The sequence below is a fragment of the Mesorhizobium sp. Arg314 genome (assembly GCF_053714275.1).
In genome coordinates, this window is record NZ_JBSKBP010000011.1 from 16,670 (window position 1) to 39,266 (window position 22,597).

Sequence of the window (22,597 nt, forward strand, 5' to 3'; positions counted from 1 at the left end):
GCGACCGTAGCGTATCCCTTTGGAAACCGGAATCGATTTCGGCAGGGCCAGATCGACCGGATTTTGCCGGTCTCAGCGCTTGAGATGGATGGTCACCCAGCCTTCGCGGTGCAGCGTGCGGACGTGGCGGAAGCTCTGGCCGACATAGGCCGAGATCACCGCGTCGCGCTGCCGGTCGAGGATGCCGGAAAGCACCAGCGAACCGCCGAGCCTGATGTACCTGGCCATCTCCGGCGCGAGCCGCATCAGCGGCCGGGCCAGGATGTTGGCGACGATGAGGTCGAAGGGCGCGCGCCTGGCGAAGATCGGATGATGGAAACCGGGCGCCGTTACCGTCTCGACCAGCGCCTTGACATGGTTGAGACGGGCATTGGCGGCGGCGACGCGGACGGCGACCGGATCGATGTCGGTCGCCAGCACCGGGACATGCGCGAGCTTGGCAAGCGCGATCGCGAGCACGGCGCTGCCGGTGCCGAGATCGAGCGCATTGCGCGGCCGCTCGCGCAGCACCACCTGCTCCAGCATTTCGAGGCAGCCGGCAGTGGTGCCGTGATGGCCGGTGCCGAAGGCTAAGCCCGCCTCGATCTCGATGGCGAGGTCACCGCTGTGGCGCTTGGCCCGGTCGTGCGACCCGTGAACAAGGAAGCGACCCGCGCGTACCGGCTTCAAGCCTTCCAGCGAGCGCGACACCCAGTCGATGTCGGGGATGGTCTCGCGCTCGACAGGCTTCCGCAGGCCGAGATGCGCGAGGATGGACTTGACCCGCGCTTCAACGGGGTCGACGTCGTCGTCGGCATAGAGCGACACTTCGTGGATATCGTTGTCCTCATCAAGCTCCAGCACGGCCAGCGGCAGACCGTCTTCCTCGAAGGCGGCGTCGAGCGCCGCGAAGATGCGGTCGGCCTCGACCTTGTTGGCGGTGAAATGGAGCCTGGTCTGCGACATCAGGTCTGGCCACCGGCAGCCAACCGCTTCAGCTTGGCGACGGCGGTGTCGGCGCTCTCGCCATAGGCGATGGTACCGGCGAAATCGCCCTTGGCATTGAGCAGCAGCACCGAAGCAGTATGGTCCATCGTGTAGTCGCCGTCGCCGGTGTCGACTTTCTTCCAGTAGATGCCGAAGGCCTTGGCCATGGCGTGCACCTTGTCCGGATCGCCGGTGATGCCGGTGATGCGGTCGGAGAAATTGCTGACATAGGTGTTCATCGTCTCCGGCGTGTCGCGTTCCGGATCGACGGTGACGAAATAGGCATTGAGGTTCTTGCCGCTGTCGCCCATCGTCTTCAGCCAGCCGGCAAGCTCGAACAGGGTCGTCGGGCAGACTTCCGGGCAATGGGTGAAGCCGAAGAACACGACGCTCGGGTGCCCCCTGAGCGCGGCTTCGGTGATCGGCGCGCCTTTCTGGTCGACCAGCGTGAACGCCGCGCCGAAGGGCTCGCCGCCATAGTGGCCCCGATACCAGTCGAATGTCAGCCAGCCGATGCCCGCCGCCATCAGGACGAGAATGCCGACCAAGATTGAACGCATCATCAGTGAATGTCCGTCGCGATTGCCTTGGCTAAAAGCCAAGTTTGGCGACAGTCTTAGCGGGTCGGAGGCGGGCGCGCAAAGATGTCGCGTTGCCGCAATCGGCTGGACAGGCCGGGCGGCTTGCAAAAGCCACGGTGCTGTCCCACCTGACATCGGCAAACGCGAACCGAGGAGGCTTCCTTGCGAAAACTGATCGGCTTATTGGCCGCATGTCTTGCCCTCAGCGCCGGCGCGGCCATGGCCGACGAGGTGGGTAAAGTGGGTGTCGACTGGGTCGGCAACGACATCATGATCGACGCGATCAAGGACCCGAAGGTCGACGGCGTCACCTGCCATGTCGCCTATTTCGACCGCAGCATCATCGACCGGCTGCATAAGGGCAACTGGTTCGAGGATCCCTCCGATTCCTCGATTTCGTGCCGCCAGACGGGTCCGATCACCATCGGCGACATCGATATGGGCGAAGGCGGCGAGGAAGTGTTCAAGCAGGGCCTCAGCCTGATCTGGAAGAAGCAGGTGGTGAACCGCATCTACGACAAGAAGAACGAGACGCTGATCTATCTGTCGCATTCGCGCCAGGTGCAGAACGGCTCGGCGAAGATGTCGGTCACGACGGTGCCGCTCTACGGCCAGAACGTGGTGTGGGCGAAGGGCAAGCCGCAATAGGCCCAAGAGCGCGTCGCTATTTTTCAGGTTCGCTCCATGCGCTTTGGGTTTTGATTTTGCGCATGTCTTTGTCCCGAAACCGGTTCCCACTTTCGGGAGACATGCTTTGAGCAGACGACCGGTCCCGCTTGCGGGACCGGTCGCCCGGGCGTAAAGCCGCGCCATGGACCGCCCTGAAAACCTCGTTCTCAAGGACCCCGAACCGCGCATCCATCCGACCGCGGAGCTGAAGGCCTGCAAGCTCGGCCGCTACGTCTCGATCGGCGAGCGGGTGATCCTGCGCGAGGTGACCGTCGGCGACTTCTCCTATTTCGAGCGCCATTCGGAGGCGATCTACACGACGATCGGCAAATTCTGCTCGATCGCCGCCAACAGCCGCATCAACGCTCTCGAACACCCGATCGAGCGGCTGACGCAGCACAAGGTCAGCTACCGGCCGAACGAGTATTTCCGCTGGCTGGGCGTCGACACGGCATTCCGCGCGAAGCGGCAGGCAAAATCGGTCAGTGTCGGCCACGATGTCTGGATCGGCCATGGCGCGGTCATCATGCCGGGTGTTGCGATCGGCAACGGTGCCGTCATCGGCGCAAATGCCGTGGTGACGCATGACGTCGCGCCCTACACGATCGTCGCCGGCGTTCCGGCAAAGCCTTTGCGCCAGCGGTTCGAACCCGAAATCGCCGCGCGCATCGAAAACCTCGGCTGGTGGGGCTGGCCGACAGAGAAACTGGCCAGGGCTGTTCCCGACATGCAGGCCATGCCGATCGAGGCCTTCCTCGACCGCTGGGAAGACAGCACTCACTGACAATTGCTCCAGTGCCCCTTCCGCCATGCGGGGGTGGCGCAGCGGAAGGGGATGGAGGTAAACCGCCGTGAAGCGGAAGGAACAGGCCTTTTTGCCTGCACCGGCACTATCGCAAACAAACCGATAAGGTGCTTTTTCACACAGCTGCGCTTCTTGCGTGTGTTTGATTGCAGCCGCGCGCAAGCGCGAAAATTCAAATCCTTGGAACCCGAGGCGGCGGCAGGTTGTTTCTTCGCAAATGCCCGCGCGTCCACGGTTTTCGAGGATTTGCATGATCGAGAAAGTTTTTACCAGGATAGCCAACTGGGTGGCGCATCTGGCGGGCCTGCCGCCGACCTTCGCGGTATGCGTTCTTATCGTCGTGGTCTGGGCGTTGAGCGGCCCGATCTTCGGGTTCTCGGACACCTGGCAACTGGTCATCAACACCGGCACCACCATCATCACCTTCCTGATGGTGTTCCTGATCCAGAACACGCAGAACCGCGACGGCGCGGCGATCCAGGCCAAGTTGGACGAATTGATCAGGGTCAGCCGCGCCCACAATCATTTCATCGGTATCGAGCACCTGACGGAATCCGAGGTCGAGGGGATCCGTGACAAATGCGAACGAGCAGCCAAGCGGCATGACCGGCAGATTGCCGAAATGGCCGCCAAGAAAGCAGTGGCCAGGAAAGCCGGCCCCAAGAAGAAGGCGGCTGCTTGAGCAACTCCACCAGGGCGCAATTCCCGACGGAGGCTACGGCGAAGGCGCCGAGCGCGCTCACATTCTTCCTGGACTTGGCTTTAGCGACCCATGAAGGCCGCGAACGCGTCCTTGTGATCGGGATGCCAGCGCGACAGAGCAGGGCGATTCTCGATGATGTCGCCGATCGCCCAGGCCATGCGCTTTTCATCCGTCGGCCGCGCGACCTCGTTGTCGGGGCACAGAATGTAGAAATCGTCGTCCATCAGCGATGTCAGCATGAAGTCGATCACCTGCTCGCCGGTCCAGGCGCCGGCGGGTTTTTCCGTCGCGCCTTCAGTCAGTCCGGTATAGGTGAAGCCGGGGATCAGCAAATGCGCCGAGACCTTTGCTCCAGGCTCGTTGCGCAGCGCATGCGCCAGCCCTTCGGTAAACGTCTTCACACCGGCCTTGGAGACGTTGTAGGCGAGATTGCCGGGCGGCGTGGTGATGCCCTGCTTGGATCCGGTGTTGACGATCAGGCCCGGTTTTCCGGTGGCAAGCATGCGCGGCGCAAAGGCCTCGACGCCATGCACGACACCCCAGAAATTGATGTCCAGCAGCCGCTTCCAGGCGTCGCGGTTCTCCCACGGCTTGCCAGGATTGTTGCCGATGCCGGCATTGTTCATCAGCACCGAGACCGCGCCGAATGCACCGTAGGCAAGATCCGCCAGCCGGTCGACTTCGTCCGACTTGGAGACGTCGGTCGGGATCGGGAGGACGGCATCCTCGCCAGCGATCGCCGCGACCGCCTGCTTGGCCTGGTCGAGGCGCATACCGCCGATATCGGCAAGCACCGTCTTCATGCCCATCGCCGCGAACCGTTTTGCGGCGGCGAGGCCGATACCGCTGGCGCCGCCGGTGATGACGGCGACATTGCCGGTGGCGAAAGCGGGCAGGGCGGTCTGGATTTGGGCGTTGCTGGTCATGATTTCCATCCTTGTTCGGGTGGGGCCGACCTTAACGCCGGGCGCCGCCGGGGCAAGGCCGGTTCGTCCCAACGGGTCGACCGCAAGAGCGGCAACGGGTTGACCGCAAGAGCGGCAACGGGTTGACCGCTGCTGCGCCCGCCGCGCATGTTGTCCTGAAAAAAGGAGTTCGAGATTTGACCGACTGGATCGGAATCCTGAAGGAGCAAACCGCCAACGGCGACCAGATGGGCCGCGAGGTGCCGAAGATGCTCGCCAATCCCGACATCGACGAAGCACAGGTCAAGACGCTGTTTTCGGCGCTGGAACAGCAGGCCGACTTTGCCGAAAAGCTGCGTCTCGCGCTGGAAAAATTCGGCCACGACTTTCCGGTCATCAAGGCGGCCGAGCGGCTGGAGGAGCGCTATGCCGAGCTTGCCGCCTCGGCGGCGGAGAAGCTGAAAGCCATGCGAAAATAAGGCGGTTCTATTTTTTCGCAATTTCCGGACGGAAGGCTGTGGCGAAGTCGCCGAGCCCGACTGCTACGCACTTTCCAGGATTTGCTCCGGCTATTTTTCGATCAGACGTTCGAAACGTTTGTCAGGCGCGAACCAGATGGCCGCCACCAGCACATAGATGGCCACGCCGATCCATTGGCTGACGAAGGTCAGCGCTATCGCGGACAGATAGAGGGCCAGGGAAATCTTGCCCTTGCGATCCTGACCCAAGGCCCTGGCAAAGGTCGTCTCGGCGCCGTGCAGATGACGTAGTTTGATGACGAGGATGTTGTAGGCAACGGCGCAAAGCGCCAGATCGACGCCATAGACGGCGACTGGCACCGGGGCGAAATGGTTTTCGCCCATGAAGGCCGTGGTCACCGGCATCAGCGACAGCCAGAACAGCAGGTTCAGGTTTGCCCACAGGACGCGGCCGTCGACGCGCTGCACGGTATGGAACATGTTGTGCAGATTGTTCCAGTAGATCCCGACATTGATGAAAGACAGCACATAGCAGAAGAAGATCGGCCACAGCGGCGCCAGCGCCGAGAAATCCTCGCCGTGCGGCACTTTCAATTCCAGCACCATGATGGTGATGATGATGGCGACGACGCCATCGGTGAATGCCTCGACCCGTCCCTTGCCCATGATTCTCCCTCGCTCTCGATAGACGTTACGGGAGGACGAAGCGGCTGACCATGCTGCCGGAATTGTCAGGAGGAGGTTAGGCGGTTGGAACAGCGCCATTATATGGGCGTTGGGCTTGCTACCGCCGCGCAGGCCTATGCCTCGATGACACTCATGATCGCTGCCACGGCGGTCCGCGGCGCGGCGGCAGCGCTCGGCTATCGTGGCGGCCTGCAGGTGGTGAACCAGATCGCGCCCGCGAAGCGCCGCGCCGAAGCGGTGTCGGCCTTCTTCATCTGCTGCTTCTGCGGCAACGCGCTGCCGGTGATCGGCATCGGCATCCAGTCGAGCCTGGCGAACGCAACCATGGCGAGCCTGGCCTTTGCCTGCATAATCATCGTCTTCTCGCTGGTGGCGCTCGGCTTCGGCGCAAAATACGCGCACTGATGCAACTTCCTGACCTGTTTCAGCCGTTCGGCGTCTCCGGCAGGAGTTGCGCGCGCTGGCGCGGCACGCCGAGGCCGGTGTCCGGCGGCTCGCCCGCGGCCGGACGGTCCTCGATCATGTGCATCGTGCGCCAATGGCCGAAGCAGTAGTAGGCCGCGGCCAGCGCCAGCGAGGTGATCGAACCCGCCGGAAAGCTCCACCACAGCGCCTCCTGGCCGATCACGCTCCGGAAATAATAGGCAAAGCCGGTGCGCACGATCAGCACGGAGATGACCAGGATGATGAGCGGCGGCATGACGGCGCCGGTGGCGCGCACCGTGGCGAACAGCACAATCGTGATGCCGAACAGGATGAACGACCAGGACGCCACCTTGTTGATGTGGGCGGCGATGTCGATCGCCGTGCCGTCGCCGATGAGGAAGAGGCTCAGCACCGCGCGATCGAAGACGAACAGCAGCGCCACCAGCGCGCCGGTCAGCACCAGGTTGAAGCCGACACCTGAGGCTGCGACCTTGCCGATGCGGTCCCAGCGGCCGGCGCCGACATTCTGCGCCGCCATCGAAGAGACGGCTGCGCCGATGGCGAGAGCCGGCATCTGGATATAGGTCCAGAGCTGCGCGGCGATGCCGTAAGCGGCCGCGACCTGCGAGCCGTAGGAATTGACGATACCCATCACGGTGAGCGCGGCGGCCGAGATGACGATCATCTGCAGGCCCATCGGAATGCCCTTGAAGACGACGATGCGAAGCAGCGCCGGGTCGGGCCTCAGCAAGGCGAGGTCGGCGCCTGCCAGCCTCAGCGGGTGCCTGCGCACGTAGAGCACGATCAGGATGGCGATCACGCTCACCGTCTGGCCTACAAGCGTCGAGGTGGCCGAGCCGGCAATGCCGAGCTCGGGGAAGGGGCCGAGGCCGCGGATCAGCAGCGGATTGAGCACGACGTCAAGGACGACCGCCAGCGCCATGAAGACAAACGGGGTTCGTGAGTCGCCGGCGCCGCGCAGCACGGTCATGACGAAGGACAAGAGGTTCATCATCGGCACGGCGACGAAGATGATGCGCAGGTAGGCCCGCGCCAGCGGCAAGGCATCCGCCGGCGTGCCGAGCCCGGTCAGGATGGCATCGACCCAGATCCAGCCGCAGACGGCGAACACCACCGAGACGAGGAAGAAGAAGGTGGCGCTGGTGCCGACGATCCGCTTCGCCTCGGGCAGATCGCGGGCGCCGACCGATTGCGCCACCAGAATGGTCGCCGCCATGCCGATGCCGAAGACGGTGCCGAGGATGAGGAACAGCACGAGATTGGCGTTGGAGGTGGCGGTCAGCGCCGCCTCGCCGAGGAAGCGGCCGACCCAGACCGCATTGATCGAGCCGTTGAGCGACTGCAGCACGTTGGAGCCCAGCACCGGCAGCGCGAACAACAGCAGCGTGCGCGGGATCGGGCCGCTGGTCAGGTCGCCGACGCGCTGGCGTGTGGGCTTTTTGTCTTCCATGCTGTTATCCATTGTGGGTAGGCACCGAAAATGAATCAGGCCCGCGATGCTATCGCAGGCCTGATGCGCATGCATCCCATTACAGTTGGGGCGGCTGCCGCAGCAGCCGTCCGCATTCCATTACTGGGTGGTGTTTCCCGACAGGCCGGGCAGGGTGACCTGATAGACCAGGAAGGTGGTGTCGACATCGGCGCCGCCCTCGGCCTTGTACGAAGCGCCGACCTGGAAGCCGTCCTGAGTGAGAAAATCATTGTCGTTGGCGACGAACAGGAAATAGTCGTCGGGCAGCTTCGGATCGAGCACCGGAGCCAGCGACATCGCCTCCCACTTCTCCGAAAGGTTGTTCTTGTCGTTCGGCGCGCCATTGTGCAGGCCGAAGCGGCCGAGCTCGCCCTTGTCGTTGATGTCGATGAACGGTGTCAGCTTGGCAGCGGTCACCGACGGATCGAGCACGCCCTTCGGCGCTACGGGCTTGTCGGCGGCGTCGAACGGGCCGTTGGCGATATCGGTGGCGGCGGAGAGGTCGACGATCTCGATCTTGCGGTAGAGCGACCCGTCGCCCTTCACGCCCTGGCCGTTGCCTGAGTCGCGCGCCAGCATCAGGAAGCTCTTGTCGGTGAGCGCCACGATCTCGCTCTGCGCGGCCACCTTGGTCTTGCCCTTGGCGTCCTTGAACACCGGCAGCGGCACGACGTATTCGTGCGCCAGCTTGAGGCGGGCGAGGTCGGAGGCGTCATAGACCAGCGCGCGGGTGTTCTGACGGGTCGAGCCGGAATCGCCGCCGTCCTGGCGGGTCGCCGATTGCAGCACGGCGATCAGGAACTTGCCGTCCGGGGTCATCGACATGCCTTCGAGGCCCTGGTTGTTCTGGCGCCCGGTCTCGGGATCCTTCGGATCGGGCTCGGCCGCACCCGGACCAGGATTGTCGGAAGCGAAGTTCGGCTTGCCATGGCGCATCGGCACAAGCGCGGCCGGCGGCTGCGTCGCCGACATCAGGCGGCCGTCGGCCGTGAAGCGGTAGATGTTGGGGCCATACTCGTCGGAGATGAACATGGTGCCGTCGGACAGCCGCACGATCGCTTCGTCGTCCAGCGCCAGCTTGCCGTTGTCGGCCTGCGGCAGGATCGGCATGTCGCCGGCGGCCTCACGTACGCCGTTCAATGGATCGAGGCCGGTGGTATCGGCGCCTTTTTCGTCGGTCAGAAGGGTCGTGTCGGCAAGCGTCGCCTTGACGCCCGTCTGCTCCTGACCGGCGGCGGGTGCGGCGCCCGGCGCGGTCGGCGTCAGCTCGATCGCGATCGTGTTGAGGCGGGCGCGATAATCGGTGGTGCCGACGACATTGTAGCCGCGATCCGGCAGCAGCCAGAGCGAGCCTTTGTAGCTTGCGCCGTCGCGCGTCCAGCCCTTGGTGTCGATCGCCATGCCGGAACCCGAACCGAAGGTCTCGCCGAACTTGTCCTTCTGGCTGGCCGGAATGCGGCCGACGCCGACGAGGCCCTTGTTGACATAGACGACGCCGTCGGCAAGCGCCGGCGTCATGGCGGTGAACAGGGCAAGTGCCGCGCCGAGCACGACGGTTCGGTTGAGATGTTTCATCGGTATCCCCTTCTTGACGAGCAGAGCGGCCAATGGCTCAAAAGGGCGCGGCATCGACGTTGCGGCCAGCCCTTGCCGTCGAGCGGTCTAGGACTTGAACGTGATGGTTGCGTGACAGGCTGGGTGCGCTTCTCCTTCTCCCCCTTGTGGGAGAAGGTGGCCGAGCGAAGCTCGGTCGGATGAGGGGTGTTCCAGGGAACGTCAACGTCTCACTCCGCTGGAACACCCCTCATCCGTCTCGGTGCTGCGCGCCGATCCACCTTCTCCCACAAGGGGGAGAAGGGAAAAGGTATGCTCAATCGCTCTCCCTTGCGATCAGTTCCAGCGGCCAGACCTCGCGTATGATCCTCGTGCCTTCGGGGCCGGCGAAGGCGGGAAGGGAGGCGAGCAGCATCTCGGCCAGACGCCTTCCCATCGGCTCCAGCGACGGACGGAAGGCGGTCAGCGCCGGGGAGAAGTAGCGGCAAAGCGGCGTGTCGACGATGACGATCACCGCGACGTCGTGGCCGGGCCTGATGCCCATCTCGGCCAGTGCCTTGCAACCGCCGAGGGCCATGGCGTCATTGTTGAAGATGATTGCCGTCGGCCTGTCCCTGGAGACCATCACGCGCGGCGTCACCTGGTAGCCGCCGGCCTCGTTGATGAAGCCGTCGGCGATCAGGCCGGGGTCGACTTCGATGCCGTGCCGCTTCAGCGCCTTGCGGTAGCCGTCGAGGAACAGGTAGCCGAAGTTGAGATCAAGCGAAGGGCGGATGGCGGCAATGCGGCGGTGGCCGCGCGCGACCAGCCGGTCGACGGCTTCATCACCCGCCCTCTCGAAATCGATATCGAGCGAAGGATAGGTGTCGCCGCCGGACTGACTTCGGCCAAGTGTGGCGAAGGGAAAGCCGGCCTTGCTGAGATAGTCGATCCGATCGTCTTTCCGCCGTGTGTTGGCCAACACGACCGCGTCGGCCCGGCGCGTCTCAACCACGCGGCGCAGCCTCTCCGGCTGATATTGGCCGGGCTCACCCATGACGACCATCAGATCCAGGCCATGCTCGGCGAGCCGCGCCTGCAGCCCGGTCAGGAACGGGATGAAGAATGGCTCGCCATATTGCTGGTCGCCCGGATGCGGCTGCAGCATGAAGGCGATGGAGCGGGTGGCGCCCTGCCTGAGGCTGCGGCCGGACTGGTTGGGCGAATAGTTCAGCTCCCTCGCCGCTTCCAGCACACGCTGGCGCGTGTCGGCGTTGACGTCGGCCCGGCCGTTCAGCGCGCGCGACACGGTGCCGATCGAAATATTCAGATGACGCGCAAGATCGTGGATGCTGGACGCCAAGAACTGTTCTCCCCCGCCTTGGCTACCACTGGCTGCCGCCCGGGCCAAGGCTTTGCGATGATTTTCGAGAAGCAGCCGTTGACATTCTACGCCATCGGGTGTGTTCTCGTAAACGTTTACGGAAAAACGTTTACGGTGATGCCGTGGATGCCGTGACACTTGGCCTGGAGGGGCCGAGCGGAGGAGGAGCGCTGGATGATGAAGGTCGTCCTGGTCGGGTGCGGAGCCATGAGCAAGCAATGGCTCGATGCCGCAAGGCGGATCGACAGGCTTGCCATTGTCGGCCTTGTCGATCTCGATGCCGAGCGGGCGCAGGCGAGGGCGCGCGAATACGGACTCGCCAGCGCCGTCATCGGCACCAGTCTCGATACCGTTCTCGATCAAACGAAGCCCGACGCCGTGTTCGACGTCGTGGTGCCGGCTGCCCGCCGTGACGTCGCGCTTTCAGCCTTTGCCCATCACTGCCACCTGCTCACCGAAAAGCCTCTGGCCGACAGCCCGGAGAACGCACGCGCCATTATCGAGGCGGCGCGTCGCGCCGGACGCGTTCACGCCGTCGTCCAGAACCGACGCTATGTCGCCGATGTCAGGCGGATCAGGCGGTTCCTCGATTCCGGCGCCATCGGCAAGCCGACCAGCATCCATGCCGACTTCTTCGTCGCGCCGCATTTCGGCGGCTTTCGCGAGGAGATGGCGCATGTGCTGCTGCTCGATATGGCGATCCACACTTTCGATGCCGCCCGCTACATGGTCGCCGGCGAGCCGGCCAGCGTCTACTGCCAGGAATGGGAGCCGGCCAGTTCCTGGTACCGGCAGGGATCGTCGGCCAGCGCCGTCTTCGATCTCGGAGAGGGGAAGGTCTTCACCTATGCCGGCTCCTGGTGCGCCGACGGTTTGCGCACCAGTTGGGAGGGCAACTGGCGCATCGTCGCCGAGCGCGGCAGCCTCATATGGGACGGCCATGACGGGCTGAAAGCTGAGGTGGTGGTGCCGGGCCGCGACGGCCTGTTCGACAAGACCCGGCCGATCGAGGTGCCGGCGCTCGATCCCGCCGACCGGGTCGACGGCCATCTCGGCATCATCCAGGATTTCATGCAGGCGGTCGAGACCGGCACCGAGCCGGAGACGCGCGGCACTGACAACACCAACAGCCTGGCCATGGTCTTCGGCGCGATCGAGAGCGCCGAGACCGGACGCCGGGTCATGATCGCCAAGGAAGCACAATGATCCCAAACCCGCTTCTCGACATCAGGATCGGCACCATGGTGCGGGCCAATCTCGACGACCCGGCCGCCTACATCAAGCAGATCCTGCCGCTCGGCTTCGAGAGCATCCAGCCCTTCTTCTGGCAGACGCTCGGCGGCAAGGACCTGCCGCGGCTGGCCGGTCAGATAAGCGAGGCGATCGGCGACGCCGACGTGACGGTGTCGTCGATCGGCGTGTTCGGCAATCCGCTGGAAGGCGGCGAGGTCGATCGCGGCGTGCTCGCGGCCTGGGAAACCGTCATCGACAATGCGCATCTGTTCGGCGCTTCCACGGTCAGCGGTTTCACCGGCCGCATCCGCGGCAAGAAGCTGACCGACAGCCTGCCGCGTTTCCGTGAGGTGTGGGGGCCGCTGGCCAAGCGGGCCGCCGACAAGGGCGTGCGGATCGCCTTCGAGAACTGCGCCATGGACGGCAACTGGGCGAGCGGCGACTGGAACATCGCCCACAATCCCGACGCCTGGGAGCTGATGTTCAACGAATTGCCGGACGACAATCTCGGCCTCGAATGGGAGCCTTGTCATCAGCTCGTCTACCTGATCGACCCGATTCCGCAGATCCGCAAATGGGCGCCGCGCATCTTCCACGTGCACGGCAAGGACGCGACGGTGCGCTGGGACGTGATCCGCGAGCATGGCGTGTTCGGGCGCCTGCCCTTCGTGCAGATGCGCACGCCGGGTTTCGGCGACAGCGACTGGACGCGGGTGATCGGCGAATTGAGGCTGGCCGGTTACAAGGGGGCCATCGACATCGAAGGCTGGCACGATCCGGTCTACCGCGGCGACCTCGAGATCACCGGCCAGGCGCGGGCGCTCGACTATCTGAAACAATGCAGGGGAGGGGCAAGCTACCTGCCCAATCCGACTTGAGTACCGGCCGGCGGGAGGAGCCGGCCAGGAACTGCGGCGCTACGCCGATCCATGTCGCAAACCCTCCGTTTGGAGGGATCAAAAAGGGAGGAACGTGCATGAGCATGACGACCAGAAGGACTGTTCTGCGCTCGACCGTCGTGGCGGCCGCCACGGCGTTCTGCGCCTCGATCTCGACCTTGCCGGCGCAGGCGCTCGACGCCCAATGGTGCAAGGACGTCCACATCCGCTTTTTCGTTGGCGGCGCTGAGGGCGACGCCTTCGGTACCATTGTCTACAATGGCGCCAAGCAGGCGGCCGCCGATCTCGGGCCAAAGGTCGACTACATCTTCTCCCAGTGGGACGTCGAGAAGATGGTGCAGCAATTGCGCGAAGCGGTCGCGGTCAAGCCCCAGGGCATCGCCATGATGGGCCATCCGGGCGACGCCGCGATCATGCCGCTGGCCGAACAGGCACACAAGGACGGCATCAAGATGATGTACCAGAACGTGCCGGTGCCGAAGGTGACGGCGGCGTTCGGCGGCGGCTATGTCGGCGCGCAGCAGGAGCAGCAGGGCCGCGCGCTCGGCGCCGAGGCGTTCAAGCTCGGCAAGCTCAGGGCCGGCGACAAGGCTATCATGATCGGTCCATTCGAGAACGAGAACCGCGGCGCGCGCGAACGCGGCACGGTGGCGGCGCTGAAGGAGGCGGGCGTCGAGGTCATCCAGCTGTCCTCGCCACCGAGCGGCGAATGGGCGTCCGATCCCAACCTCGCCATTCCGGTGATCACCGCGGCGCTTCTCAACCACCCGGACGTCAAGGCGGTCGGCTATCCCGGCGGGCAGATGCTCGGCAATGTGGCCACCTACATGCGGGCGGCGGGACGCAAGCCCGGCGATATCTTCAACTTCGGCTTCGACACCAGCCCGCAGATCGTCGAAGGTTTCAAGGGCGGCTGGGTGCAGCTGACCGCCGACCAGCAGCCCTTCCTGCAAGGCTATCTGCCGATCCTCAGCCTTTGCCAGCAGGTGGTGCTCGGGCTGGCGCCGATGAATGTCGACACCGGCGCCGGTTTCGTCACGCCTCAGAACTACGAGATCGTCGCCGAGCTCGCCAAGCAGGCGCTGCGTTGACCTCCCAGGCTGCCGGCCGGGATTGTTGCCCGGCCGGCGAGACGACCGGCAGACAGACAATTCAAGCGAGGATCGCATGAGCGAACACATCATCGAACTGCGCGACATCAAGAAATCCTATGGCCAGGTCTATGCGCTGGGCGGGGTCAACCTCAGCGTCGATCGCGGCGAGGTGGTCGGCCTGGTCGGCGACAACGGCGCCGGCAAGTCGACGCTGATCAAGATCCTGTCCGGCGTGGTGAAGCCGACCAGCGGCGATATTCTCGTGCGCGGCAAGCCGGTCAGTGGATGGAGCGCGGCACGCTCGCGCGACGCCGGCATCGAGACGGTGTTCCAGGACCGGGCCCTGGCCGTGCAGCAGACGATCGTGCGCAACATCTTCATGGGCCGCGAGCTGACCAGCTTCATGGGCTGGCTGAAGGTCAGCAAGGAAATCGAGGAGGCGAGCCGGCTGATGCGCGAGATCGGCTTCACCTCGAAAGTGTTCACGCCACACTCGATCGTCGGCCAGCTCTCGGGCGGCGAGCGCCAGGGCGTGGCGATCGCGCGCGCCATCTACAAGCAGGCGGAGCTGATCATCCTCGACGAGCCGACGACGGCACTGTCGCTGACCGAGACCGCCAAGGTCTTCCATTTCGTGCGCCAGGTGCGGGCGAGCGGCCGATCGATCCTGTTCATCGGCCACAATATCCACCACGTCTTCGACATCGCCGACCGTTTCGTGGTGCTCGATCGCGGCAAGGTGGCGCTGACGGCCGACCGCAGCGAGGTGAAGTCGGCCGAGGACCTGATCAACTTCATGGAAGACGTGGCGCATCCCAGCGGCTTGCCGGGGCTGCACGAGGGCGCGGAGCAGAGAGCGTGATGAGCAAGGCCATGGAACCCGATCTGCAGTCTCCCCTGGGAAGAGCAAGCGGCCAGGCAGGCAAGGAATGGAGCCATCCGTCGAACCACTGGCTGCGCGGCTTCGTCCTCGACAACCGCGCGGCCCTCGGCACGCTAGCCGTGTTCATAGTCATGATGGCGGTGTTCATGATCGCCAACCCGACGGTCTTCACCACCTGGTATCTCTACAGTTCGGTGCTGACGACGCTTCCGGTGGCGCTGTTCGTGGTGGTGCCGCTGGTCTTCGTCGTCACCTGCGGCGAGATCGACCTGTCGTTCCCGGCGACGATGGGCTTCGCCTCCTGGGTCTTCGCGCTGGTGGTGCAGGCCGGCTACGATCCGTTCCTCGGCATTGCGGCGGCGCTCGTCACCGGCACGCTGCTCGGTTTCCTCGTCGGGTCGCTGGTGGTCTATGGCGGGCTGTCGTCGCTGATCGCCACGCTCGGCATGAATTTTTTGCTGCGCGGCCTGATCCAGATCATCAACGAGGGCAAGTCGACGGCGCTGACCAGCCTTGCCGACAGCTGGGCTTACGCGATCTTCTCCAGCCAACTCTGGGGCATCCCGGTGCAGATCTTCTGGGCGATCGCTTTCGTCGTCTTTGCGGCGCTGCTCTACAACCGCCACCGCTTCGGCGCGCAGGTCAAAGTGGTCGGCGACAATCCCGACAGCGCCAAGCAGATGGGCATCGACGTCAAGCTCGTGCGGGTGAAAGTGTTTGTCTTCACCGGCATAGGGGCGGCGATCGCCGGCACCTTCTCGGTGATGATCAACTTCACCTGGTGGCCGACGGCTGGAGACGGCTATCTGTTGCCGGTGCTGGCGTCTGTGTTTGTCGGCGGCACACCGACCTGGGGCGGCATCGGCACCGTCGTCGGCGGCGCGATCGGCGCCGTCACGGTGTCGTTCATCCAGACCGGTGTCGTAGCGGCGGGCCTGAGCGGCTTCTACGTCCAGTTCTTCAACGGGCTAATCATCATCCTGTCGCTGCTCGGCCACAAGTGGAACCAGGCACGGTATCGGTGAGGGGCTATGATTTGCGGGCGGCGGCCGCTCAAACCCCGACAACAAACCCGTCGAGCACGCGTTTCTGGCCGGCCTTGTCGAAGTCGATGGTGAGCTTGTTGCCGTCGATCGCGGCAATGTTGCCGTTGCCGAATTTCTGGTGGAAGACGCGGTCGCCGACGCTGAAGGCGGACGGCGTATCGGCGACCGATTTGGCGACCAGCTCGCCTTCGATGGTGCGGCCTTTCACGCTGGTGCGGCCGGCGCCGTAGCCGGAGTCGGTCTCGCCATAGCCGATGCGCTCGACCTGGTGGCCGGAGCGGGTGCCCCAGTTGCGGTCGGTGGCCTCGGTGCGGTTTGCCTGCGCGCGCTGCCAGCCGGGCGTCGCATAGGTGTTGGAGAAGCTGCCCTGATCCTTGGCGCCGACATTGTCGAAGCGCGAGGCGCCATAGGGGTTCTGCCGGCCGCCACCGCCGCGGCCGGAGGCGAATGAGCCGCCACCATAGGGATTGCCGTAGCCGCCGTAGCTACTGCCGCCATCGGCGACATCGACATGCGTTTCCGGCAACTCGTTGACGAAGCGCGACGGGATCGTCGATTGCCACAACCCATGAATCTGGCGGTTGGAGACGAACCAGATGTGCAGGTTCTTCTTGGCGCGCGTCAGGCCGACATAGGCGAGGCGACGTTCCTCCTCGAGACCCGAGCGCCCACCTTCATCCAGCGCGCGCTGATGCGGAAACAGGCCTTCCTCCCAGCCGGGGAGAAAAACCGTCTCGAATTCGAGACCCTTGGCCGAATGCAGCGTCATGATGCTCACAGCATCTTGCGACTCGCCCTGCTCAGCCTCCATGACCAGCGCGACATGCTCGAGGAAGGCGCGCAGCGACTCGTACTCCTCCATGGAGCGGATCAGCTCTTTCAGGTTTTCCAACCGCCCGGGCGCTTCCGCCGAGCGGTCGTTCTTCCACATGTCGGTGTAGCCGCTTTCCTCCAGGATGGTCTCGGCGAGCTCGGTGTGAGGCGTGGCTTCCAGCGCCTTCTGCCACCGCTCGAAATTGGCCGCGACCTCGCGCAGCGCGGCGCGCGGCTTCGGCTTCAGCTCGTCGCTTTCGGCGAGCGAGGCTGCGGCCTCCAGCATCGGGACGCGCAGCGCGCGCGCCGTGTCGTGAATCTGGCGGATGGTGGCTTCGCCTAGGCCGCGCTTCGGTACGTTGACGATGCGCTCGAAGGCGAGGTCGTCGCCGCCGTTGGCAACGACGCGGAAGAAGGCCAATGCATCGCGGATTTCCAGGCGCTCGTAGAAGCGCGGGCCGCCGATGACGCGGTAATTCAAGCCCAGCGTGATGAAGCGGTCTTCGAAGGCGCGCATCTGGAAGGACGCGCGCACCAGGATCGCCATGTCGTTGAGCTTGTGCCGATTGCCTTGTCTATCGGGGCGCTGATAGGCCTCGATGGCGTCGCCGATGGCTCTGGCCTCTTCCTCCGAGTCCCAGGCGGCATGGACATGCACCTTGTCGTCCTCGGGGTCGTTGCGGTCTGTGAACAGCGTCTTGCCGAAGCGGCCCTCATTGTGGGCGATGAGATGCGAGGCCGCGCCCAGTATGTGCGCGGTGGAGCGATAGTTGCGCTCCAGCCGAATGATGGTGGCGCCCGGGAAATCCTTGTCGAAGCGCAGGATGTTGTCGACCTCGGCGCCGCGCCAGCCATAGATCGACTGGTCGTCATCGCCGACGCAGCAAATATTCACGCTCACGGGCTGTTCCGCGCCTGCCGGCGCGGGCCCTCCGCGGGGGCCTCGCAACGGCTCGGACGCCCGGTCGGGCTTGCGGCCTTCGGCCGAATGCGAATCCGCCTGCGTTGAGGATCGACCAGCGCTCGGCCGCTGGGCCAGCAGGCGCAGCCACATGTATTGGGCGGTGTTGGTGTCCTGGTACTCGTCGACCAGTATGTATTTGAACTTGCGGTGATATTCCTTCAGCACGTCCGGATAGGCGCGGAAGATGCGAATCGGATGGTAGAGCAGGTCGCCGAAATCGCAGGAGTTCAGCGTCTGCAGCCGTTCCTGATAGGCCTTGTAGAGCTGGCGACCCTTGCCGTTGCCGAAACTGCGCGCATCGCCTTCGGCAATCTCGTCTGGGCCGAGGCCCTTGTTCTTCCAGTTGTCGAGCATCTGGGCGAAGGTCTTGGCCGGCCAGCGCTTGTCGTCCAGCCCTTCGGCCTGGATCAATTGCTTGATCAGCCGCACCACGTCGTCGGTGTCGAGGATGGTGAAGCCCGATTTCAGCCCGGCAAGCTCGGCGTGGCGACGCAAGAGCTTGACGCCGATCGAGTGGAAAGTGCCGAGCCAGGGCATGCCCTCGACATTTTCCTCGCCGATCAGGAGGCCGATGCGCTGCTTCATCTCGCGCGCGGCCTTGTTGGTGAAGGTGACGGCAAGAATTTCTGAGGGCCAGGCCTTTCTGGTGTTGAGGATGTGGGCGATGCGCGTGGTCAGCACCCGCGTCTTGCCGGTGCCGGCGCCGGCCAGCACCAGAACCGGGCCTTCGGTCGTTTCGACGGCGAGCCGCTGTTCCGGGTTCAGGCCCTTCAGATAATCGGGCGCGCCGTTCTGGCCGCTGCGCGCCGCCATGGCGCGCGCGGCTATGCCGGACGGGGCCGCGGGCCGCGCATTCGGTTCATCGAAAAAAGGCATGTCCTCGGAAAAGCCCGACATCGCCCCCGAATGTAGTGATTCGGGGGCGAAAGACCAGAACTGTCTACGTTTTGTTCTAGTTTCGCGTGTCCCGGACCAACTTGACAGCCGGAGCGGGCAAGGGAAAGCTGGCGGCAGGGCAGGGACGGCGTGCCGTCGCCTGGGCGGCTTTATCTTTATTTGACGCAATTCCGGACGGAAAACCGCTTCACACGTTTCCTGGAATTGCTTGATGCGCGCAACAGTCGAAGGAGCACCGTCTTGGCTGTCACCATCACCTCCCTCGTCCTCTTCCTCGTCGGTCTCATTCTGGGCGGCGGCGGCGTCTGGCTCGCCGTGCTGGGCGGCAGCTGGTACTACCTGATCGCCGGCCTGGTTTTCCTGATCACCGCCTGGCTGCTGTTCAGGCGCAGGTCGACATCGCTTTGGCTCTACGCGCTGTTCGTGCTCGCCACGCTGTGCTGGGCGGTTTGGGAAATCGGCTTCGACTGGTGGCAGCTCGGTCCGCGCGGCGGCATCATCGTGCTGATCGCCTTATGGCTGCTGACGCCATGGGCAAGGCGCGGCTTGACCGGTCCTGACGGGCGCGCGCCGCTGATCCTTGCCGTGCTCGCCTCGCTGGCCGTGGCCGGCTACTCGATGACCGCCGATCCCAAGGATATCGGCGGCACGCTGGGCACCGAGAAGGTGGCCACGGCGGCCAATCTCGGCGGCGACATGCCGGCCGGCGAGTGGCACTTCTACGGTCGCACGCCCTTCGGCCAGCGCTATTCGCCGCTCGACCAGATCACGCCGGACAATGTCGCCAAATTGCAGCCTGCGTGGACCTATCGCACCGGCGACGTGAAAGGTCCCGACGATATCGGCGAGACAACCTATCAGGTGACGCCACTCAAGATCGGCGACGCGCTGTTCATCTGCACGCCGCATAATTTCGCCATCGCCATCGATGCCGCGAGCGGCAAGGAGAAATGGCGCTACGATCCGAAGATCAAGCTGGATCCCAACCGCCAGCACCAGACGTGCCGCGGCGTGTCCTACTACGCCGACGCCAAGATCGCCGCCGGCCAACCCTGCGCCGCGCGCGTCTATCTGCCGACCTCCGACGCGAGGCTGATCGCGCTCGACGCCGCGAACGGGCAGGTATGTCCGTCCTTCGCCGAGGGCGGCACGCTGAACCTGATGGCCAACATGCCCTATCCGAAGCCTGGCTACTACTATTCGACGTCGGCGCCGCTGATCATTGGCGGCAAGATCATCGTCGGCGGCGCGGTCAACGACAATTATTCGACCGAAGAGCCGTCGGGTGTCATCCGCGCCTATGACGCCGGCACGGGCGCGCTGTTGTGGAATTGGGATTCGGGCAATCCGGATGTGACGACGCCGCTGCCCGCCGGGCGAACCTACACGCACAACTCGCCCAACATGTGGTCGACGGCGAGCGCCGACGAAAAGCTCGGGCTGCTCTACGTGCCGCTCGGCAACCAGACGCCGGACCAGCTCGGCATGGGCCGCAGCGCCGATGTCGAGAAATTCTCCTCCTCGATCACCGCGCTCGACCTAAACACCGGGCAACTGCGCTGGGTGCGGCAGACCGTGCATCACGATCTGTGGGACATGGACGTGCCGGCGCAGCCGACGCTGGTCGACATCACCACGGCAAGCGGCGTGGTGCCGGCGCTGGTCGGGCCGACCAAGCAGGGCGATCTCTACGTACTCGACCGGCGAACCGGCGAGCCGATCATTCCGGTCAAGGAAGTGCCGGCGCCCGGCGGCGCGATCGAGGGCGACCACGCCTCGCCGACACAGCCGGCCTCCGACCTGTCCTTCAATCCCAAACCGCTGACCGGCGCCGACATGTGGGGCATCACCATGTTCGACCAACTGGCGTGCCGGATCGAGCTGACGAAGCTGCGCTATGAGGGGCGCTACACGCCGCCCTCGCTGCAGGGCTCGCTGATCTATCCCGGCAATTTCGGCGTCTTCAACTGGGGTGGCGTCGCGGTCGATCCGGTGCGGCAGGTGATGTTCGGCATGCCGACCTACCTCGCCTTCACCTCGAAGCTCATCCCGCGTGCCGACGTGCCGCCGCCGGGCGACAATACCAAGGGCAGCGAGCAGGGGCTGAACCGCAACGAGGGCGCGCCTTACGCGGTGGTGATGGGACCGTTCCTGTCGCCGCTCGGCATTCCCTGCCAGGCGCCGCCCTGGGGCTATGTCGCCGGCGTCGATCTCAAGACCGGAAACATCGCCTACAAGCACCGCAACGGCACCGTCTATGACATGACGCCGCTGCCGCTACCGCTCAAGGTCGGCGTGCCCGGTATCGGCGGGCCGATGATCACGGGCGGCGGCGTCGCTTTCCTGGCCGCCGCTGTCGACGATTATCTGCGCGCCTATGACCTCACCACCGGCAGGCAGCTCTGGCAGGCGAGGCTGCCGGCGGGCGGACAGTCGACACCGATGACCTACACGGTGGCCGACGGCCGCCAGTTCGTCGTCATCGTCGCCGGCGGCCACGGCTCGGTTGGCACCAAGCCGGGCGATTACGTGATGGCCTACACGCTGCCTAAGTAAGGAAGCGCAAGCTTCAAAGCCCGAGATGGCCTCTCAGGCTGGGCACCTGATCCAGCACCTGGTTGGTCAGGTCAGGGCCGGCGGCGGCTTCGGCCTGCTTGATCAGGGTCTCGCCGGCCTGCCGGATCTGCGCCATGTCGAGACCGGACGCCTTGAGGGCGGCGACGCCGTTGATCAGCGCGCCGGCCTTTTCGCCGAGCACGCCGCCAAGCGCGCCCTGCAGCGACGACAAAAGGCCGCCGCCCGAATTGGCTGCCGCGCCGGCGGCCATCACATCATATTTCTGCGCCAGCGCGTCAGCGCCGGGGATCTGGGCGAAGAAAGACGAAACGCTGGCGCCTTCGGCCTCGTGCTCGAGCACGGAAAAAATGGTGCCGACAACCTTCTCGGTGGTGGGCTCATCAAGTCCTGCTTTTTGCGAGACGGTGTTGACGATGTCCTGGACATTCATGGCATTCCCCTTTTCGTCGATCAGACAAAGCTGCACTGACAGCTTTGCTTCCTAATGTGACAGCACCATCAAGGCTTCGGAAATGACCAAAATGTGATGGGCGAGCCCCGGCTCGCCGGATCGTCATCCGGGCGTGACTGGACCGTATAAATCTCGACCCTATCTTGCGGATCGACCCGCCAATCGTCGAGGAGAGCCATGACCGAACCCGTTGCCAAGCCCGTCGTCACGCGGCCCATCATCACTCAGCCCTTGATTACCCAGGCGATGATCGACGCCTATGACGGGTATACGCATCTGACGCTCGATAGGCGCCGCTTCATGGAGCAACTGACGAGGCTGGCGGGCTCGGGCGCGGCGGCGGCCGCGATCGCGCCGATGCTGGCAGCAAATTCCGCCGAGGCGGCGATCGTCGCCGAGGACGACAGCCGGGTGAAGGGCGAGGACATCACATATCCCGGCAGCGGCGGCGAGATGAAAGGCTACCTAGTCAGGCCGGCCGATCAGTCCGGCAAGCGCGGCGCCGTCATCGTCATCCACGAGAACAGGGGCCTCAACCCGCATATCCGCGATGTCGCCCGGCGCGTGGCGCTGGAGGGGTTCGTCGCCTTGGCGCCGGACTTCCTGTCGCCCCTTGGCGGCACGCCGTCCGACGAGGACAAGGCGCGCGACATGTTCACCAAGCTCGATGCCGCCCAAGTCGCGGCCGACGGCGTGGCGACGGTCGCCTACCTCAAGAGCCTCAAGGACGGCAACGGCAAGGTCGGGGCGGTCGGCTTCTGTTGGGGCGGCGGCGCCGTGAACCAGCTTGCTGTCCATGCGCCCGACCTCAGCGCCGGCGTCGCCTATTACGGCATGCAACCCAAGGCCGAGGACGTTCAAAAGATCAAGGCGGCGCTGCTCTTGCACTATGCCGGGCTGGACGAGCGGACCAATGCCGGTATCGATGCCTACAAGAAGGCGCTCGACGCCGCGCATGTCGAATACACGGTCTATGTCTATGACGGCGCCAACCACGCCTTCAACAACGATACCTCGGCCGCGCGCTATGACAAGAAGGCCGCCGATCTCGCCTGGGGTCGGACGGTCGCTTTCCTGAAGGAGAAGCTGGCCTGAGGCGTGCCGATATTC

At 64.6% G+C, this 22,597-nt stretch carries 21 protein-coding genes; 12 read left to right on the forward strand and 9 right to left on the reverse strand.

Annotated features, from left to right (window positions below; translation table 11 throughout):
* Nucleotides 1-72: 72 nt before the first annotated feature.
* Together ACWGS9_RS13895 and ACWGS9_RS13900 are read right to left on the reverse strand one after the other, a co-directional pair.
* Nucleotides 73-945 carry a 50S ribosomal protein L11 methyltransferase gene (locus ACWGS9_RS13895; RefSeq protein ID WP_454505794.1) on the reverse strand — a complete coding sequence of 291 codons (873 nt, stop codon included), beginning with the start codon at nucleotides 943-945 and terminating at the stop codon, nucleotides 73-75.
* Entirely contained in the window at nucleotides 945-1,529 is a 585-nt protein-coding gene (locus ACWGS9_RS13900; RefSeq protein ID WP_454505795.1) for an SCO family protein, read from the reverse strand. The genes ACWGS9_RS13895 and ACWGS9_RS13900 overlap by 1 nt, the downstream gene beginning before the upstream one ends.
* Nucleotides 1,530-1,766: 237 nt before the next feature.
* On the opposite strand from ACWGS9_RS13900, the gene ACWGS9_RS13905 reads away from it, so the two are divergent.
* The 3 genes from ACWGS9_RS13905 to ACWGS9_RS13915 all read left to right on the forward strand — a co-directional run bounded on the left by ACWGS9_RS13905 (nucleotide 1,767) and on the right by ACWGS9_RS13915 (nucleotide 3,703).
* Nucleotides 1,767-2,195 (forward strand): CreA family protein, encoded by a 429-nt coding sequence (locus ACWGS9_RS13905; RefSeq protein ID WP_454505951.1) that lies wholly within the window; start codon nucleotides 1,767-1,769, stop codon nucleotides 2,193-2,195.
* A gap of 163 nt (nucleotides 2,196-2,358) precedes the next feature.
* The gene (locus ACWGS9_RS13910; RefSeq protein WP_454505796.1) at nucleotides 2,359-3,000 is read left to right on the forward strand and encodes a DapH/DapD/GlmU-related protein; all 642 of its coding nucleotides are present in this window, start codon (nucleotides 2,359-2,361) and stop codon (nucleotides 2,998-3,000) included.
* A 271-nt stretch (nucleotides 3,001-3,271) separates the two neighbouring features.
* Entirely contained in the window at nucleotides 3,272-3,703 is a 432-nt protein-coding gene (locus tag ACWGS9_RS13915) for a low affinity iron permease family protein (protein WP_454505797.1), read from the forward strand.
* A gap of 80 nt (nucleotides 3,704-3,783) precedes the next feature.
* On the opposite strand, the gene ACWGS9_RS13920 is transcribed toward ACWGS9_RS13915, so the two are convergent.
* Nucleotides 3,784-4,650, reverse strand: coding sequence for an SDR family NAD(P)-dependent oxidoreductase (locus tag ACWGS9_RS13920; RefSeq protein ID WP_454505798.1), 867 nt, complete (start codon nucleotides 4,648-4,650; stop codon nucleotides 3,784-3,786).
* 176 nt (nucleotides 4,651-4,826) lie between these two features.
* Between ACWGS9_RS13920 and ACWGS9_RS13925 the strand changes: the two genes are divergently transcribed.
* Nucleotides 4,827-5,108: a hypothetical protein gene (locus ACWGS9_RS13925; RefSeq protein WP_320309463.1), complete on the forward strand. Its 282-nt coding sequence runs from the start codon at nucleotides 4,827-4,829 to the stop codon at nucleotides 5,106-5,108.
* A 90-nt stretch (nucleotides 5,109-5,198) separates the two neighbouring features.
* Here ACWGS9_RS13925 and ACWGS9_RS13930 read toward each other — a convergent pair whose 3' ends face one another.
* Nucleotides 5,199-5,774, reverse strand: a complete 576-nt coding sequence (locus tag ACWGS9_RS13930; protein WP_454505799.1) for a TMEM175 family protein — start codon at nucleotides 5,772-5,774, stop codon at nucleotides 5,199-5,201.
* 84 nt (nucleotides 5,775-5,858) lie between these two features.
* On the opposite strand from ACWGS9_RS13930, the gene ACWGS9_RS13935 reads away from it, so the two are divergent.
* Complete coding sequence (locus ACWGS9_RS13935; protein WP_454505800.1) at nucleotides 5,859-6,200, forward strand: hypothetical protein; 342 nt, start codon at nucleotides 5,859-5,861, stop codon at nucleotides 6,198-6,200.
* A 19-nt stretch (nucleotides 6,201-6,219) separates the two neighbouring features.
* Here ACWGS9_RS13935 and ACWGS9_RS13940 read toward each other — a convergent pair whose 3' ends face one another.
* From ACWGS9_RS13940 to ACWGS9_RS13950, 3 genes are all read right to left on the reverse strand, one after another.
* Nucleotides 6,220-7,692 (reverse strand): MATE family efflux transporter, encoded by a 1,473-nt coding sequence (locus tag ACWGS9_RS13940; protein ID WP_454505801.1) that lies wholly within the window; start codon nucleotides 7,690-7,692, stop codon nucleotides 6,220-6,222.
* Between the two features lie 120 nt (nucleotides 7,693-7,812).
* Nucleotides 7,813-9,231 carry an esterase-like activity of phytase family protein gene (locus ACWGS9_RS13945; protein WP_454505952.1) on the reverse strand — a complete coding sequence of 473 codons (1,419 nt, stop codon included), beginning with the start codon at nucleotides 9,229-9,231 and terminating at the stop codon, nucleotides 7,813-7,815.
* Between the two features lie 352 nt (nucleotides 9,232-9,583).
* On the reverse strand, nucleotides 9,584-10,609 hold the full coding sequence (locus ACWGS9_RS13950) for a LacI family DNA-binding transcriptional regulator (protein WP_454505802.1): 1,026 nt from the start codon (nucleotides 10,607-10,609) through the stop codon (nucleotides 9,584-9,586).
* A 195-nt stretch (nucleotides 10,610-10,804) separates the two neighbouring features.
* Here ACWGS9_RS13950 and ACWGS9_RS13955 point away from each other — a divergent pair, with 195 nt between their 5' ends.
* From ACWGS9_RS13955 to ACWGS9_RS13975, 5 genes are all read left to right on the forward strand, one after another.
* Nucleotides 10,805-11,836: a Gfo/Idh/MocA family protein gene (locus ACWGS9_RS13955; protein ID WP_454505803.1), complete on the forward strand. Its 1,032-nt coding sequence runs from the start codon at nucleotides 10,805-10,807 to the stop codon at nucleotides 11,834-11,836.
* Nucleotides 11,833-12,741, forward strand: a complete 909-nt coding sequence (locus tag ACWGS9_RS13960) for a sugar phosphate isomerase/epimerase family protein (RefSeq protein ID WP_454505804.1) — start codon at nucleotides 11,833-11,835, stop codon at nucleotides 12,739-12,741. The genes ACWGS9_RS13955 and ACWGS9_RS13960 overlap by 4 nt, the downstream gene beginning before the upstream one ends.
* A gap of 98 nt (nucleotides 12,742-12,839) precedes the next feature.
* Nucleotides 12,840-13,853: a substrate-binding domain-containing protein gene (locus tag ACWGS9_RS13965; RefSeq protein WP_454505805.1), complete on the forward strand. Its 1,014-nt coding sequence runs from the start codon at nucleotides 12,840-12,842 to the stop codon at nucleotides 13,851-13,853.
* A gap of 76 nt (nucleotides 13,854-13,929) precedes the next feature.
* Nucleotides 13,930-14,718, forward strand: a complete 789-nt coding sequence (locus ACWGS9_RS13970; protein ID WP_454505806.1) for an ATP-binding cassette domain-containing protein — start codon at nucleotides 13,930-13,932, stop codon at nucleotides 14,716-14,718.
* Nucleotides 14,718-15,764, forward strand: coding sequence for an ABC transporter permease (locus tag ACWGS9_RS13975; protein WP_454505807.1), 1,047 nt, complete (start codon nucleotides 14,718-14,720; stop codon nucleotides 15,762-15,764). Before ACWGS9_RS13970 ends, ACWGS9_RS13975 begins: the two co-directional genes overlap by 1 nt.
* A 28-nt stretch (nucleotides 15,765-15,792) precedes the next feature.
* On the opposite strand, the gene ACWGS9_RS13980 is transcribed toward ACWGS9_RS13975, so the two are convergent.
* Nucleotides 15,793-18,459 carry an ATP-dependent helicase gene (locus tag ACWGS9_RS13980; RefSeq protein ID WP_454505808.1) on the reverse strand — a complete coding sequence of 889 codons (2,667 nt, stop codon included), beginning with the start codon at nucleotides 18,457-18,459 and terminating at the stop codon, nucleotides 15,793-15,795.
* 240 nt (nucleotides 18,460-18,699) lie between these two features.
* On the opposite strand from ACWGS9_RS13980, the gene ACWGS9_RS13985 reads away from it, so the two are divergent.
* Complete coding sequence (locus ACWGS9_RS13985) at nucleotides 18,700-21,015, forward strand: glucose/quinate/shikimate family membrane-bound PQQ-dependent dehydrogenase (RefSeq protein WP_454505809.1); 2,316 nt, start codon at nucleotides 18,700-18,702, stop codon at nucleotides 21,013-21,015.
* Nucleotides 21,016-21,028: 13 nt separating this feature from the next.
* On the opposite strand, the gene ACWGS9_RS13990 is transcribed toward ACWGS9_RS13985, so the two are convergent.
* The gene (locus ACWGS9_RS13990; RefSeq protein ID WP_454505810.1) at nucleotides 21,029-21,466 is read right to left on the reverse strand and encodes a hypothetical protein; all 438 of its coding nucleotides are present in this window, start codon (nucleotides 21,464-21,466) and stop codon (nucleotides 21,029-21,031) included.
* 198 nt (nucleotides 21,467-21,664) lie between these two features.
* On the opposite strand from ACWGS9_RS13990, the gene ACWGS9_RS13995 reads away from it, so the two are divergent.
* The gene (locus ACWGS9_RS13995; RefSeq protein WP_454505811.1) at nucleotides 21,665-22,582 is read left to right on the forward strand and encodes a dienelactone hydrolase family protein; all 918 of its coding nucleotides are present in this window, start codon (nucleotides 21,665-21,667) and stop codon (nucleotides 22,580-22,582) included.
* Nucleotides 22,583-22,597: the final 15 nt, after the last annotated feature.

Bases quoted from the DNA above. Each gene is read 5' to 3' on its own strand.
- ACWGS9_RS13930 (WP_454505799.1), bottom strand. From the start codon at position 5,774: ATGGGCAAGGGACGGGTCGAGGCATTCACCGATGGCGTCGTCGCCATC.
- ACWGS9_RS13905 (WP_454505951.1), top strand. From the start codon at position 1,767: ATGGCCGACGAGGTGGGTAAAGTGGGTGTCGACTGGGTCGGCAACGAC.
- ACWGS9_RS13970 (WP_454505806.1), top strand. From the start codon at position 13,930: ATGAGCGAACACATCATCGAACTGCGCGACATCAAGAAATCCTATGGC.
- ACWGS9_RS13975 (WP_454505807.1), top strand. From the start codon at position 14,718: ATGAGCAAGGCCATGGAACCCGATCTGCAGTCTCCCCTGGGAAGAGCA.
- ACWGS9_RS13940 (WP_454505801.1), bottom strand. From the start codon at position 7,692: ATGGAAGACAAAAAGCCCACACGCCAGCGCGTCGGCGACCTGACCAGC.
- ACWGS9_RS13945 (WP_454505952.1), bottom strand. From the start codon at position 9,231: ATGACGCCGGCGCTTGCCGACGGCGTCGTCTATGTCAACAAGGGCCTC.
- ACWGS9_RS13915 (WP_454505797.1), top strand. From the start codon at position 3,272: ATGATCGAGAAAGTTTTTACCAGGATAGCCAACTGGGTGGCGCATCTG.
- ACWGS9_RS13895 (WP_454505794.1), bottom strand. From the start codon at position 945: ATGTCGCAGACCAGGCTCCATTTCACCGCCAACAAGGTCGAGGCCGAC.
- ACWGS9_RS13920 (WP_454505798.1), bottom strand. From the start codon at position 4,650: ATGACCAGCAACGCCCAAATCCAGACCGCCCTGCCCGCTTTCGCCACC.
- ACWGS9_RS13910 (WP_454505796.1), top strand. From the start codon at position 2,359: ATGGACCGCCCTGAAAACCTCGTTCTCAAGGACCCCGAACCGCGCATC.
- ACWGS9_RS13955 (WP_454505803.1), top strand. From the start codon at position 10,805: ATGATGAAGGTCGTCCTGGTCGGGTGCGGAGCCATGAGCAAGCAATGG.
- ACWGS9_RS13995 (WP_454505811.1), top strand. From the start codon at position 21,665: ATGACCGAACCCGTTGCCAAGCCCGTCGTCACGCGGCCCATCATCACT.
- ACWGS9_RS13990 (WP_454505810.1), bottom strand. From the start codon at position 21,466: ATGAATGTCCAGGACATCGTCAACACCGTCTCGCAAAAAGCAGGACTT.
- ACWGS9_RS13980 (WP_454505808.1), bottom strand. From the start codon at position 18,459: ATGTCGGGCTTTTCCGAGGACATGCCTTTTTTCGATGAACCGAATGCG.
- ACWGS9_RS13900 (WP_454505795.1), bottom strand. From the start codon at position 1,529: ATGATGCGTTCAATCTTGGTCGGCATTCTCGTCCTGATGGCGGCGGGC.
- ACWGS9_RS13965 (WP_454505805.1), top strand. From the start codon at position 12,840: ATGAGCATGACGACCAGAAGGACTGTTCTGCGCTCGACCGTCGTGGCG.
- ACWGS9_RS13960 (WP_454505804.1), top strand. From the start codon at position 11,833: ATGATCCCAAACCCGCTTCTCGACATCAGGATCGGCACCATGGTGCGG.